Genomic DNA, 14,129 nt, shown 5'->3' with positions numbered 1-14,129 from the left:
CGGAATAGTATTCCGCCATGCCAATCAGCATACTCTCCACCATAATGCCTTCAGGCCCCTGCGAGATGGGTTCCATGACAGACACCAGATGGACACCGTTCTTTTCCAGCTGGTACTTGTAGTTCACGGCATCGAACCGATTCCGTGCAAAGCGGTCGAGCTTCCAGACCAGAACCACATCGAAGATTTTCTTCGCGCTGTCCTTTATCATCCGCTGGAAGTCCGGGCGGTCATCCGTCTTGGCAGAATAGGCACGGTCAATGTAGGTGCCGACCACGGTGATACCGTTCTTCTCGGCGTAGTCCTTGCAGTCGCGCAGCTGCCCTTCAATGGACGCTTCACGCTGGCTGTCGGATGAATAGCGGGCGTAGATCACGGCGGTCATGGTTGCACCTCCTTGGCGCGTATTCGACTTGCCTTTATAGTATCGGGTCAAGCGCAGCTTGTCAACAATCTGCGAGCAGATTGAAATGTGAAAATTGCGAAACGCAGCGAAAAAGGGGAGAGCAAGAATCGTCCCGTGGCCACAAATTTTCAATTCTTGAAAATTCTTGCCACTTTGGGACAGCTTCTTGTTGGGGCGTGCCTGCCCCAAACCCTGCTGGAACGAGTACGGCAAACTGGAATTTATAGTCCTCTCAAAACCAATTTGCTTTTTCTTCTCGAAATACGGGAATATCACTATCTCGATATGGATTGTAATTATGAAGATTGCAACCAAACTCTTTTAATGATTTTATTTTGTTATCCTGTGTCCATACAATTAAAGATATTCCGTCAAATTCTTCAACATTTCCATTATTCATTTTGCTTTTAAAATACCACTCCACGATTGTTTGATTGCCTTGATGAAAAAATTGCTTAATCTCCCAGACAAGAACACTTCCGCGTGTATTCCATTCGTCAAACCAGTGCTTTACCGTTTTGCGGTTTTCATATTTAGGACTCCAACTCTCAGTATATACAACATCATCTGTAAAAATATTGTCAATTCCTAAATCTGCTTTCTTAATCCACATATCAAACCATAATCGGATAATTTTTTCTCTCTCGTTCATAAAGTACCTCCATAACTTCCGATTTACTGGGCTAAGCCGAGTATACCACACTCCACCATGAAAGAACACCCCGATATAGTGAAATTTTGCCATTTTTCTGCGTACGTGCGTACACGATCCGCAGGGATTCTAAGGGGCTTGACCCCTTAGCACACGGACTTTGGGACAAAGTCTAGTGTGTTACACCTTGCCAGAGGTGTACACGCTCTCCCGGTACGCACGTACGCAGCGATTGCCCCCAATGCGTCATATAGGGTGACGACCAAGTTCGCACAAAGCGAACTTGATTCCGCAAAACAAAAGGCAGGATACCACTATCATAGTGATACCCTGCCTTTGCTCGTTTACCGTTCCGAGTAGTCCTTCCGCAGAACCTCCGATAAACAAAAAACGTACCCGAACCCTTTTTCGTAAAGAATCGGGTTCGAGTACGAACTGTATGGTGGACGGTACAGGACTCGAACCTGTGACCTCCTGCACGTCAAGCAGATGCTCTACCAGCTGAGCTAACCGTCCAGATGTCGTATCGACTTGGATATATTACCACAGGTTTTTGCAAAATGCAAGCCCTTTTTTGAAAATTCCATCATTTTTTATTTTTTGATGGACAAACCGGCGGGGTTTTCTCCTTGACGCCTGTTTTGAATGCGGCTATTATAATAAAGTACATTGCCAAAAACGACAAAGGACGCTTTTGTATTCTCCGCAAAACGTCAATTTTTCAAAATGGGAGGCTTTTCATGAAAAAAATCGCGCAGGCCATTGTCCGGCTGCGGAAAATGATCCTGATCCTCGCAGTTCTGCTCCTGATCCCCTCGGCGGTAGGAGCCATTGCCACCCGCATCAACTACGACATCCTCTCCTACCTGCCGCCGGAGCTGGACTCCCGGGTGGGCCAGCTCATTCTGGAAGACGACTATCAACTCGCTTCCACCAGCATGATCACCGTGGAGGGCCTGCCCACCCATGAGCTGCTGGCCATGAAGCAGGACATCGACGCCATCCCGGGCGTATTGCAGACGTTCTGGCTCAGCGACGTGGTAGACCCGGCCATCCCGGTGGAGATGCTGCCCGCCGATGTGCAGAAATTCCTGTTTGGCAAAAACGATTCCACCATCCTCATCGTCCGGCTGGGTGGTTCCAGCGTGAGCGAGGAGACCATGGAGGCCGTGGCGCAGATCAAAAAGGTGCTGCGGCGGGACTGCTTCTTTGGCGGCATCAGCGTCATTTTCTATGATACCAAGGCGCTGGTCACCCAGGAAATGCCCCTCTACTTACTGTTTGGCGGCGGTGCCTGCCTGCTCATTCTGTTCCTGGCGTTGGAGAGCACCATCACACCCCTTCTGTTTATGCTGGGGCTGCTCTTCCCGCTGGTGTACAACTTTGGCACCAACTTCTTCCTCAAGGATGTCTGCTTCATTACCGAGGCGCTGGCCGCCGTGCTGCAGCTGGGCGTGACGATGGATTTTTCCATCTTCCTGCTCCACCGCTATGAAGAGGAAAAAGAGCTGGCCTCCTCCAACGAGGAAGCCATGGTCAACGCCATCTGCAAGACGACCACCTCCATCTCCGCTTCCAGCCTGACCACCATTGCGGGCTTCCTGGCCCTGTGCGCCATGCAGCTGACGCTGGGCCGGGACATCGGCGTGGTCATGGCCAAGGGCGTGGCGCTGGGCGTGGTCTGCACCATCGTCATCCTGCCGGCCCTCATCCTCTTTTTTGACAAGTGGGTGGAAAAATACCGTCATCGCACATTCATCCCCAAGCTCACCCGCCTGAGCTACTTTGTTTCGGGCCACCCGGTGGGGGTGCTGATCGCGTCCATTGCCATTATCATTCCCTTTGCGCTGGCCCAGGGCAGGACTTCTGTCTACTACGCCCTGTTTGATGCCCTGCCGCAGGATATGCCCGGCATTGTGGGCGTGAGCAAGCTGGGCGAGGATTTCGGTATGGTGACCAACCACTTCATCCTTGTCCACGACGACCTGCCCGCCTCCAAGGTCAGCGCCCTGTGCGATGACATCGGCGAGCTGGACGGCATCACCCAGGTGGTCAGTCTGGACGCCATCACCGGCCCGGGCTTCCCCACCGAGATTCTGCCGGACGGCATTCTGGAAATTTTGCAGAACGCCGGTTACAAGCTGATCCTGGCCAACGGTGCCTACAAGGCCGGCTCCGACGCCGTGAACGCGCAGGTGGAGCAGATGATCGCCCTCGTCAAGGCGGCGGACCCGGAGGGCCTCGTCACCGGTGAGAGCGCCATGACGAAAGACCTGGTGGAAATTGCGGACAACGATTTTGCCAATGTCAACGTCTGGTCCATCCTGGCCGTGCTTGTCATCATCCTCATCTCGTTCCGCAGCCTGTCCATCCCGGTCATTCTGGTGGCCAGCATTGAGGCCGCCATTGCCATCAATCTTGGCATCCCCTACTTTACCGGGGCTTCGCTTCCGTTCATCGCCAGCATCATCCTGGGCACCATCCAGCTGGGTGCCACGGTGGACTACTCCATCCTCATGACCACCCGTTACCGGGAGGAGCGCGCCCTGGGCCGCACCCCGCGGGAGGCCGCCCAGCAGGCACTGGAACACTGCAGCCAGAGCATCCTCACCAGCGGCCTGACGTTCTTTGCCGCCACATTCGGCGTGGCTGTCATCAGCCAGATCGAGCTGATGCGGAGCATCTGCCTGCTCATCTCCCGGGGCGCGCTCATCAGCACGGTGGTCATCCTTGTGGTGCTGCCTGCCGCCCTGATGCTGCTGGACGGCCTCATCCGCCGCACCACCCTGGGCTGGCTCCCGTCCGCTGCCCCTCAGATGTCTGAAAAGGAGTAAACCTGCCATGAAAAAAACACTTCGCTTTACCAGCGCGGCCCTGACGCTGGCGCTGGCTGCCGGGATGGCCCTGCCCGCCTTTGCCGCCACCAAGCCCAGCTTCTCCAAAGACGAGACGGTGTACGCCGTCATGGCCCCGGACGGCTCTGTCACCAGTACCACGGTCAGCGCCCACCTCTACAACGCGGCCGGCCTCTCCGGCGTCACCGACCGCTCCACCCTGACCGATATCGTCAATACCGAGAGCGACGCCGCGTTCACCCAGAACGGCGACAGCCTGACCTGGGACACCACCGACACCGATGTCTACTATAAGGGCAACACCAGCCGTGCCCTGCCGGTTTCCGCCACTGTGACCTACACCCTGGACGGTGAAACCGCCCCGCTGGAAAACCTGCTGGGCAAGAGCGGCCACCTGACCATCCGCATCGACCTGACCAACAACGAAACCGGCACCGTGACGGTCAACGGGGCCGAGCGCACCGTTGTCACGCCGTTTATCACCGCCGTGGGTGTGGTGCTGGGGGAAGACGCCTCCAATGTGACGCTGGAGCACGGCCTGCTGGAAAGTGCCGCCAAATCCACGGTCGCCGCCTTTGTCACCCTGCCCGGCGTCCGTGGTGCCCTGAGCGGCCTGCTTCCGGACAGCTTCTCCGCCGCAGAGGACTACTTGCAGGACAGCGTGACCGTGGAAGCCGATGTGGAAAACCTGTCCGCCCCGCAGATTTTGCTGGCCAGTGCCGCCAGTGCTGAGGCGCTGGGGCAGGACAACGTATTTGACCTGAGCAGCATCAATTCCCTGACCGACGGCATCAGCCAGCTCAACGACGCCATACAGCAGCTGCTGAGCGGTGCTTCCCAGCTGGTGGACGGCGTGGCCCAGCTGGACAGTGGCGCGGCGGCACTGCTGGATGGTACCAGCCAGCTGAACAGTGGTCTGGACCAGCTGACCGAGGGCCTGGATACCCTGACTTCCAACAACGCGGCCCTGACCGCCGGTGCCCAGCAGGTGGCCGACGGGGTTCTGGATTCCGCCAGCAAGACCCTGATGGAGGGCGGCCTCATCGACACGCCCCTCACCTGGGACAATTACGCCGCTGTCATTGATGAAATTCTGACCCTGAACGATAAAACGCTGGAGGCCGGCCGCAAAAAGATGGTGCGCACCATCTGGGAGCAGGCCCCACAGTTCAAGGCCAGCCAGCTGGACCTGGCCCTCTACCTCTCCGCCACCAAAACGGACAGTGATCTGGAAGCCGCGCTCCGGCTGATGCAGAGCTACAGCCCCTCCATGTTCGTGGCCATGTTCCAGAAAGCCACCGACCCGGACGCCCGGCAGGTCATCCACGACGAGCTGGTGCTCCAGACCGCCCAGAGCCAGGACATTGCCGATGTCCGTGCCCTGAAAGACAATCTGGCGCAGATCCAGTTCTTTGTGTCCAGCGTGGGCCAGTACGCTGACGGTGTGGCCGCCGCGGCGGATGGTGCCCACGCCGCCAAGGACGGCAGCACTCAGCTGGTTGCCGGGGCACAGGCCCTGCTCAACGGTGCCAACCGGCTGGTGGACGGCACCCACCAGCTCCACAGCGGCCTGAACCAGTTCAATGAGGAGGGCATCTCCCAGCTGACCGGCGCGCTGGATACCGACCAGCTCCACGCCCTGAAAACAGTGCTGGATGCGATGATGGGCCGCATGGAGGAGTACACCAGTTTCTCCGGCGCTCCGGAGGGCGCTGTTTCCAGCATGAAGTTCCTCTACAAGACTGCCGAGAACGTGGAACCCGCAGCCTCTGTGGTCCAGCAGGCTGCCCCTGCCGAGGCCGACAACTTCTTCGTCCGGCTCTGGAAAAAGTTTATCGCTCTGTTCCAGTTCTGATTTTCCCCAATCTTTCTCAACATGCAAAAACGCCCCGTGCAGTGCACGAGGCGTTTTTTGATTCCTCCCAAAGGTTTGAAACAGATTGTTTGGTAATAAACTATCCTGCCTGAAAAATTCCCTCAGCGCGGACGCGCTGGGGGAATTTTTGCAGCTTGTGCTATCCAGCGGGGCGTCTCAGCCGCCCAGGTATGCGCTGCGGACCCGCTCGTTGGTCAGCAGCTCGGCACCGGTGCCGTCCATGACGACACGGCCCGTCTCCAGAACATAGGCACGGTCGGCCACGGAAAGAGCCATCTGTGCGTTCTGCTCCACCAGCAGGATGGTCATGCCCTCCTTGTGGATGTTCTGGATGATATCGAAGATCTCCTGCACCAGCAGGGGCGAAAGACCCATGGAGGGCTCGTCCAGCATCAGCATGGAGGCATTGCTCATCAGGGCGCGGCCCATGGCCAGCATCTGCTGCTCGCCGCCGGACATGGTACCGGCCAGCTGCTTCCGGCGCTCTTTCAGGCGGGGGAACAGCTCAAAGACTTTCTCTTTGTTGGGGCCGATGGTGGAGGCGGGCTGCGTATAGCCGCCCATATCCAGGTTTTCCTCCACGGTCATGTGCAGGAACACATGGCGGCCTTCCGGCACATGGGCCAGGCCCTGCTCCACGATCTTGTGCGCGCGGACGCCCTTGATGCTCTTGCCCTTGTACAGCACATCACCCGTTTTGGGGTGCAGCAGACCGGAGATGGTCTTCAGGGTGGTGGATTTTCCTGCACCGTTGGCACCGATCAGGGTGACGATCTCGCCCTCGTTGACCTCGAACGAGACGTTCTTCACGGCGTGGATGTTGCCGTAATACACATTGATATTGTCTACTTTCAGCATCGTCTGTGCCATTGTTCAGCCCTCCTTTTTGCCCAGGTAGGCCTCAATGACCTGCGGGTTGTTGCGGATCTCGTCCGGGGTGCCCTTGGCGATGACGCGGCCAAAGTTCAGCACGGCGATGCCCTCGCAGATGCCCATAACCAGGCTCATGTCGTGCTCGATCAGCAGCACGGCAATGTTGAACTCGTCGCGGATGCGGCGGATGGTCTCGGTCAGCTCGGCCGTCTCAGAGGGGTTCATACCGGCAGCGGGCTCATCCAGCAGCAGCAGCTTCGGGCTGGTAGCCAGTGCACGCATGATCTCCAACCGGCGCTGCGCGCCGTAGGGCAGGCTGCCGGCCAGGGTATCGGCCAGGTCTGCCATGTGGAAGATATCCAGCAGCTCAAAGGCACGCTCGGTGCAGTGTTTTTCCTCTTTCCAGTAGTTGGGCAGGCGGATGAGGGAGGAAGCCAGATCGTACTTCATGGACTCATGCAGGCCCACCTTGATGTTGTCGATGACCGACAGCTCTTTGAACAGGCGGATGTTCTGGAACGTGCGGGCCACGCCCATCCGGTTGACCTGATAGGTCTTTTTGCCGGCCGTGGGCATTCCATCGATCAGGATGGAGCCGCGGGTGGGCTGGTAAACGTTGGTGAGCAGGTTGAAAACGGTGGTCTTGCCCGCGCCGTTGGGGCCGATCAGGCCGGTGATCTCGTTGCGGCCGATCATCAGGTTGAAGCCGTCCACGGCGGTCAGGCCGCCAAAATCGATGCCCAGCTCACGGACGTCCAGAATGGGTTTTTTGTCCTTATCGCGGTCGGTCAGGAAGCCGCCGGAGGGCACACTGTGTAACTTGGTCTGAAACTCACTCATGGTCTGCACCCTCCTTTTCTTTCTTGCGGAACAGCTCGCCGTTCATTGCTTTCTCCACAACGCGGCTCATGGAGAAATCGTAGCTGCCCAGCAGGCCGCCCGGACGGAAGATCATCATGAGGATCAGCACCAAAGAGTAGACCACCATGCGGTAGCTCTCAAAGCTGCGGGTCGCCTCGGGCAGGATGGTCAGCACGGTAGCGGAGAGGATGGAGCCCAGCATGGAGCCCATGCCGCCCAGAACCACCATGACCAGGATCTCGATGGATTTCATAAAGCCGAACGTGGAGGGGTCCAGAACGCCCAGATAGCAGGCGTACAGGCCGCCCGCCAGGCCTGCAAAAGCGGCGGAGAACGCAAAGGCCATGACCTTGTAATAGGTGGTCTGGATGCCGCAGCTCTCAGCGGCGATCTCGTTATCGCGGATGGCGAGGACCGCACGGCCATGGCGGGACTTCATCATCGCATGGATGAGGAAGCAGGTGATGACCACGCAGAGGAAGACATTCGTGAAATTGGAGTACTTGGGGATGTTTTTCAGGCCCTTGGCACCGTAGAACAGCTTGAATCCCAGCACATCGTCGATGTTGTTCAGGGTGATGCGGATGATCTCACCAAAGCCCAGTGTCAGGATCGCCAGATAGTCGCCGGTCAGGCGCAGAGCCGGGATGCCGATGAGGACACCGAACAGGCCAGCCATCACGCAGGCCAGCACCAGGCCCAGCACAAAGGAGACGGGGCCGGGCAGCGGGCAGTACTTGGTGAACAGGGCGCAGGTGTAAGCACCCACGGCCATAAAACCGGCATGGCCCAGCGGCAGCTGGCCCAGGTAACCGGTGGCAACGTTCAGGGACACGGCCAGAATGATGTTGATGCCCACGGTCATCAGCACTTTGTTCTGGTAGGTAGAGAGCATGTTCCCGGTCATGTAGGAGAGGGCCAGGAACAAGAGCACCACCAGCACGGCGTTCATGAGGTAACGCACGGGCATTTTGAGGGTTTTGCGATTCTTATTCATCTTTCTATTCCCTCCTTACACCTTTTCCTGCACCTGACGGCCGAGGAAGCCGGTGGGCTTGACCAGCAGCACAACGATCAGGATGGCAAACGTGACGGCGTCTTTCCAGGCAGAGAGGCCGATGGCGGAGACGAAGCATTCACACAGGCCGATGGCGATACCACCGATCATGGCGCCAGGGATGGAGCCGATGCCGCCCAACACGGCGGCGACGAATGCTTTCAGGCCCAGCATGGAACCCATGGTGGGAGTAGCCTGCGGGTAGGAGCAGCAGTACAGCACCGCACCGATGCCGGCCAGTGCGGAGCCGACGGCAAACGTGAACGAGATGGTGCTGTTGACGTTGATGCCCATGAGGCGGGCAGCATCCATATCCTCAGAGACGGCACGCATGGCCTTGCCAAGCTTGGTCTTCTGGACCAGGAACGTCAGGACCAGCATGGACAGCACGGTGACCACCAGCGTGATGATGGAGGTCAGGCCCAGCGGCACCTTGCCGATCATAAAGGTCTTGGCGGCATAGTAAGACGGGATGACCTTTGCGCCGGAGCCCATGATCAGTTCCGCGGTGTACTCCAGGAAAAAGGAGACGCCGATGGCGGTGATCAGCAGCGAGATGCGGGGTGCGCCGCGCAGCGGGGTGTAGGCAACTTTCTCGATCACGACGCCCAGCAGCGTGCAGGTGACGATGGTGGCGCACACGGCGGTGACAGGGCCGAGGCCCAGCTGGTTCATGACGAACCAGGACATGTAAGCGCCCACCATAATGACATCGCCATGGGCAAAGTTCAGCAGCAGGATGATGCCGTACACCATGCTGTAGCCCAGTGCGATCAGTGCATAGATGCTGCCCAGGGAAAGACCGTTGATCAGCTGACTAAAAAACACTGTCATGGTTTGATTCCTTCCTTTCTTGATCCGGATAGAAATAATACAAAAATGCGGAGACGGTCGAAGCAAACCTCTACCGACGGTCTCCGCAAGTGGATCATTGAAAACTTTGCAGCTTTCCGGGCCGCGGCCCGAAGCAGCTTAGAACATCTCTTTCAGAACCGGCGCGCCATCGACATAGGTCAGGATCGCGGTGCTCTTGACGGGGTTGTTGTGCTCATCAAAGGTAAAGGTACCGGTGATGCCCTCGATGGTGCCATTCTTGATGCCATCAATCACAGCCTGCTTGTACTCATCGGTGCCTGCTTCCAGACCAGCGTCCTCAGCAGCCTGAATGCCGTAGCACAGGGTAACGGCCGCATCGTAGCCCAGAGGAGAGAAGCCGTTGGGGTAGTCCTCGCCGTACTTCTCCTTGTACGCGTTCTCAAAGTCGGGGTTGGAGCCCTTTGCGTAGTTGGCGCAGAAGTAGGTATCCTTCAGCTGGTCGTTGGTGGCGTAGCCCTCCAGGCCGTCCCAGCCGTCGCCGCCCAGGAACGGAACGGTCAGGCCGACGCTCTCGGCCTGAGACAGGATCTGGCCCACTTCCTGATAGTAGTTGGGGCAGAAGACGGTCTCGGGGCCCTTGCCCAGAATGGTGGTCAGCTGCGTCTTGTAATCCACGTCGCCGTCGGAGTAGCTCTCCTCATCGACGATGGTGCCGCCCAGAGCCTCGAACTCGTTGACGAAGTTCTCAGCCAGGCCCTCGTTGTAGTCAGCGCCTTTCTTGTAGATGACGGCTGCCTTGGTGTAGCCCAGCTTCTGGTAAGCGTAGTCCGCCATCTTGATGCCCTGGAACGGGTCGGTAAAGGTGGCACGGAAGACATTCTCATACACGGTGTCGGTCTCAGCATCGTAGGTAACAGCCTCAGCGGTAGCGGAAGCAGTGACCATGGGCATGTTGTAGTCCTGGCTCTCAGCGGCAACGGCCAGAGTCGGGGTGGTGGTCACGTCGCCGATCAGACCAACGATCCCCTCATCCACCATCTTGGTGAAGCACTGGACAGCCTGAGTCGCGTCGCCCTGCTCGTCCATGGTGATGGACTCGATCATCTTGCCATTGATGCCGCCGTTGGCGTTGACCTGATCCAGATACAGGTTCGCGCCGTTGGTAACAGCCAGACCGTAAACGGAAACATCGCCGGTCATGGGGCCCATAACGCCAACCTTGATGGTATCACCGGAAGCAGCGGCAGTGGAGCCAGCAGTGCTTGCAGCGGTGGAAGCAGCGGTGCTGCTGGAAGAGCCGCCGCAGGCGGTCAGGGCCAAAGCAGCAGCGGAAACACCAGCGGCAGCCAGAAAGCTACGGCGAGAGATCATCTTTTTCATAATCGTATATCCTCCTTGGATTGGAAGTTTTTCGTGTAAAAGTATGAAGCAGAGTGGCTTCCCTCAAAGCTCCTCTGCCTCGATAGGCTTATTATAGACCCTCGCCGCAGAGTGTGCAATTCACAAACCGTCCATAGTTTTTGGGGCATTTTCGGGCATTTTCTTCTATTTTAAACAAAACGAATGCATTGTTTTTGTTTACTTTTTCAAGTTATTCATCTCGTACAAGCACGAAATGAAAGCGCTTCACCCATAACAAAAAAGTTACACAGCTCCCGCAGGCTCGTTAAGTTTCTATCAACTAACATCTTCTCAGCCCCTTGCATACAGGCCGGAAACGTGATAGGATAAAGGCGGTTAGTTAGCGTATACTATCCAATAATGCTGAGAACGTATTCAGGAGGGCAACTCTTATGAACTATCTGGAAATTGAATCCGTCATCGGCCGCGAGATCCTGGACTCCCGCGGAAACCCCACCGTTGAGGCTGAGATCACTCTGGCCGACGGCACTGTTGCACGCGGCTGCGCCCCGTCCGGTGCTTCCACCGGCGAGTTTGAGGCGCTGGAGCTCCGCGACGGCGACAAGAGCCGCTACCTGGGCAAGGGCGTGACCAAGGCTGTGGAGAACATCAATACCGTCATTGCGGACGCCGTGGTGGGCCTGGACGCTTCCGACATCTACGCGGTGGACGCCGCCATGCTGAAAGCCGACGGCACCAAGGATAAATCCAACCTGGGCGCAAACGCCATCCTGGCTGTTTCCATTGCAGCCTGCCGCGCTGCCGCCGCCTCGCTGGACATGCCCCTGTACCGCTTCCTGGGCGGCGTGAACGGCAACCGCCTGCCCGTCCCCATGATGAACATTCTGAACGGCGGCGCGCACGCCACCAACACCGTGGATACTCAGGAGTTCATGATCATGCCCGTGGGTGCTCCCTCCTTTAAAGAGGGCCTGCGCTGGTGCGCTGAGGTCTTCCATGCTCTGGCTTCCATCCTGAAAGCCAAGGGTCTGGCTACCTCCGTCGGCGATGAGGGCGGCTTTGCGCCCAACCTGTCCAGCGATGAGGAGACCATCGAGACCATTCTGGCCGCCATTGAGAAAGCCGGCTATCTGCCCGGCAAGGACTTCATGCTGGCCATGGACGCCGCTTCCTCCGAGTGGAAGAGCCCCAAGGGCAAGGGCTTCTACAAGCTGCCCAAGGCTGGCACCGAGTACACTTCCAGCGAGCTGATCGCACACTGGAAAAAACTGGTTGAGAAGTACCCCATCATCTCCATCGAGGACGGCCTGGATGAAGAGGACTGGGAGGGCTGGCAGGAGATGACCCGCGAGCTGGGCGGCAAGGTCCAGCTGGTGGGCGACGACCTGTTCGTCACCAACACCGAGCGTCTGGCCAAGGGCATCCAGCTGGGTGCCGGCAACGCCATCCTCATCAAGCTGAACCAGATCGGCTCCGTTTCCGAGACGCTGGAGGCCATCAAGATGGCACACAAGGCTGGTTACACCGCCATCAGCTCTCACCGCTCCGGCGAGACCGAGGATACCACCATTGCAGACCTGGCCGTGGCTCTGAACACCTGCCAGATCAAGACCGGCGCTCCCAGCCGCACCGAGCGCGTGGCCAAGTACAACCAGCTGCTCCGCATTGAAGAGCACCTGGGTGCCAGCGCTGTTTACCCCGGCATGGGCGCGTTCAACGTCAAGCGCTGAAACACAAGCCATTCATTTTTTCCTTTCTTTCCCAGTGAAACCCATAAATCCAACCCCCTGGCAAAAAAACACCCGGCACCGCAGTTCACGGTGCCGGGTGTTTTTATGCATTCAGGTACTGAACAGGAAACGCTTCCCGCAAAGCTTACAGAGCGAAGTAACGCTTTGCGTTGTCGAAGCAGATGCCCTTGACGATCTTCTCCAGAGCCTTCTCGTCGTTGGGATACTCGCCGTTCTCGACCCACTCGCCGATCAGGTTGCACAGGATGCGGCGGAAGTAGTCGTGGCGGGTGTAGCTCAGGAAGCTGCGGCTGTCGGTCAGCATCCCAACAAAGTTGCCCAGCAGGCCCAGGTTTGCCAGGCTCTTCATCTGGTTCTCCATGCCGATCTTCTGGTCGTTGAACCACCAGCCGGAACCGTGCTGGATCTTGCCGGGGATCTCATCGTTCTGGAAGCAGCCCAGAATGGTGCCGATCTGCTCGTTGTCGTACGGGTTCAGGCTGTAGATGATGGTCTTGGGGCACTCGTCGGTGTCGTTCAGAGCGCTCAGCAGAGAAGCGATCTGGCCGCCGCAGCTTGCGGTGTTGATCATATCAAAGCCGGTGTCGGGTCCCAGCAGAGCGTTCATCTTGCGGTTGACGCCGCGCAGGCAGTTGTAGTGGATCTGCATGGCAACGTTCAGGCGGTGATACTGCTTGCCCAGGTGGATGAGGATGTAGGTCTGGTACTTCTCAGCCTCTTCGGCCGTGCAGGCCTCGCCAGCCATGACTTTCTGGTAGATGGCGTTGACCTCTTCCTTGGAAGCTTCACGGTAAGGCACATAGTCCAGGCCGTGGTCAGAAGCGCGGCAGCCCATCTCCACGAAGAACTCAATGCGCTTGGTCAGAGCGTCGGTCACGCAGTTGATGCAGGCCAGCTTCTCCTTGCCCACAACAGCAGCCAGCTGCGCCATGTACTCTGCAAAGCCGGGCTTCTGGATGTTGAGGGCCTTGTCAGGACGGAAAGACGGAGCCACGGTGAACTTGATGGTGGGGTCTTCCTTGATCTTCTTGTGCCACTCCAGGCTGTCGATGGGGTCATCGGTGGTGCCGATGAATGCCACGTTGCTCTGCTCGATCAGGCCGCGGACGGTCAGCTTGGGGTCGTGCTGCAGCTTGTCGTTGCACAGGTTCCACACTTCCTCAGCGGTGTCGCCGTTCAGCACGCCGTCATAGCCGAAGAAGCGGTGCAGCTCCAGGTTACACCAGTGGTACATCGGGTTGCCGATGGCCATGGGCAGAGCCTCTGCAAACTTCTGGAAGCGCTCGCGGTCGGGCTTATCGCCGGTAATGTACTCCTCAGGCACGCCACTGGAGCGCATCACGCGCCACTTATAATGGTCGCCAAAGTAGCTGCCGTCCGGGTTGCGGCCGCCCAGCCACACCTGAGTGATATTCTCAAAGCGGCGGTTCTCATAGATCTCGCGGGGAGGGATATGGCAGTGGTAATCGCAGATGGGCATATCCTCAGCATAAGTATGGTACAGGTGCTGAGCGGTGGGGTTCTGGAGCATGAACTCCTTATCCATAAATGCTTTCATGATCGAGTTCTCCTTTTCTTGTATTCAAGGTGAAATCATACAAAAAATGTGCTTTCCTGCCC

General features: G+C 57.8%; 11 protein-coding genes and 1 tRNA gene. 3 read left to right on the top strand and 9 right to left on the bottom strand.

Annotated features, from left to right (window positions below; genetic code table 11):
• The 3 genes from C4N22_RS12100 to C4N22_RS12090 form a co-directional block, all read right to left on the bottom strand.
• Positions 1 to 385: recombinase family protein (locus C4N22_RS12100; RefSeq protein ID WP_146746529.1), on the bottom strand; the 385-nt coding region annotated here is incomplete at its 3' end.
• A 253-nt stretch (positions 386 to 638) separates the two neighbouring features.
• Positions 639 to 1,058 (bottom strand): nuclear transport factor 2 family protein, encoded by a 420-nt coding sequence (locus tag C4N22_RS12095; protein ID WP_003864537.1) that lies wholly within the window; start codon positions 1,056 to 1,058, stop codon positions 639 to 641.
• 440 nt (positions 1,059 to 1,498) lie between these two features.
• Positions 1,499 to 1,574 (bottom strand) — tRNA-Val (locus C4N22_RS12090).
• Between the two features lie 224 nt (positions 1,575 to 1,798).
• Between C4N22_RS12090 and C4N22_RS12085 the strand changes: the two genes are divergently transcribed.
• Positions 1,799 to 3,892, top strand: coding sequence for an efflux RND transporter permease subunit (locus C4N22_RS12085; RefSeq protein WP_112149141.1), 2,094 nt, complete (start codon positions 1,799 to 1,801; stop codon positions 3,890 to 3,892).
• 7 nt (positions 3,893 to 3,899) lie between these two features.
• The gene (locus tag C4N22_RS12080) at positions 3,900 to 5,768 is read left to right on the top strand and encodes a hypothetical protein (protein WP_112149140.1); all 1,869 of its coding nucleotides are present in this window, start codon (positions 3,900 to 3,902) and stop codon (positions 5,766 to 5,768) included.
• A 177-nt stretch (positions 5,769 to 5,945) separates the two neighbouring features.
• Here the strand turns inward: C4N22_RS12080 and C4N22_RS12075 are convergent, their stop codons facing one another.
• The 5 genes from C4N22_RS12075 to C4N22_RS12055 all read right to left on the bottom strand — a co-directional run bounded on the left by C4N22_RS12075 (position 5,946) and on the right by C4N22_RS12055 (position 10,776).
• Positions 5,946 to 6,659 carry an ABC transporter ATP-binding protein gene (locus C4N22_RS12075; protein WP_181567010.1) on the bottom strand — a complete coding sequence of 238 codons (714 nt, stop codon included), beginning with the start codon at positions 6,657 to 6,659 and terminating at the stop codon, positions 5,946 to 5,948.
• A 3-nt stretch (positions 6,660 to 6,662) separates the two neighbouring features.
• Positions 6,663 to 7,502 (bottom strand): ABC transporter ATP-binding protein, encoded by an 840-nt coding sequence (locus C4N22_RS12070; RefSeq protein WP_112115962.1) that lies wholly within the window; start codon positions 7,500 to 7,502, stop codon positions 6,663 to 6,665.
• Positions 7,495 to 8,520 (bottom strand): branched-chain amino acid ABC transporter permease, encoded by a 1,026-nt coding sequence (locus C4N22_RS12065; protein WP_022256238.1) that lies wholly within the window; start codon positions 8,518 to 8,520, stop codon positions 7,495 to 7,497. Before C4N22_RS12065 ends, C4N22_RS12070 begins: the two co-directional genes overlap by 8 nt.
• Before the next feature lie 15 nt (positions 8,521 to 8,535).
• Complete coding sequence (locus C4N22_RS12060; protein ID WP_022256237.1) at positions 8,536 to 9,414, bottom strand: branched-chain amino acid ABC transporter permease; 879 nt, start codon at positions 9,412 to 9,414, stop codon at positions 8,536 to 8,538.
• A gap of 138 nt (positions 9,415 to 9,552) precedes the next feature.
• Positions 9,553 to 10,776 carry an ABC transporter substrate-binding protein gene (locus C4N22_RS12055; RefSeq protein ID WP_112149139.1) on the bottom strand — a complete coding sequence of 408 codons (1,224 nt, stop codon included), beginning with the start codon at positions 10,774 to 10,776 and terminating at the stop codon, positions 9,553 to 9,555.
• A 413-nt stretch (positions 10,777 to 11,189) separates the two neighbouring features.
• On the opposite strand from C4N22_RS12055, the gene eno reads away from it, so the two are divergent.
• Positions 11,190 to 12,488 carry a phosphopyruvate hydratase gene (gene eno / locus C4N22_RS12050; RefSeq protein ID WP_112115964.1) on the top strand — a complete coding sequence of 433 codons (1,299 nt, stop codon included), beginning with the start codon at positions 11,190 to 11,192 and terminating at the stop codon, positions 12,486 to 12,488.
• A 145-nt stretch (positions 12,489 to 12,633) separates the two neighbouring features.
• Here eno and uxaC read toward each other — a convergent pair whose 3' ends face one another.
• Positions 12,634 to 14,067, bottom strand: coding sequence for a glucuronate isomerase (uxaC, locus tag C4N22_RS12045; protein ID WP_112115965.1), 1,434 nt, complete (start codon positions 14,065 to 14,067; stop codon positions 12,634 to 12,636).
• Between the last annotated feature and the right edge of the window lie 62 nt (positions 14,068 to 14,129).

The sequence above is a fragment of the Faecalibacterium prausnitzii genome (genome assembly GCF_003287495.1).
Lineage (GTDB): Bacteria > Bacillota > Clostridia > Oscillospirales > Ruminococcaceae > Faecalibacterium > Faecalibacterium prausnitzii_I.
The sequence above is the reverse complement of the archived record's forward strand: the minus strand, read 5'-3'. Positions and strand labels throughout refer to the sequence as shown.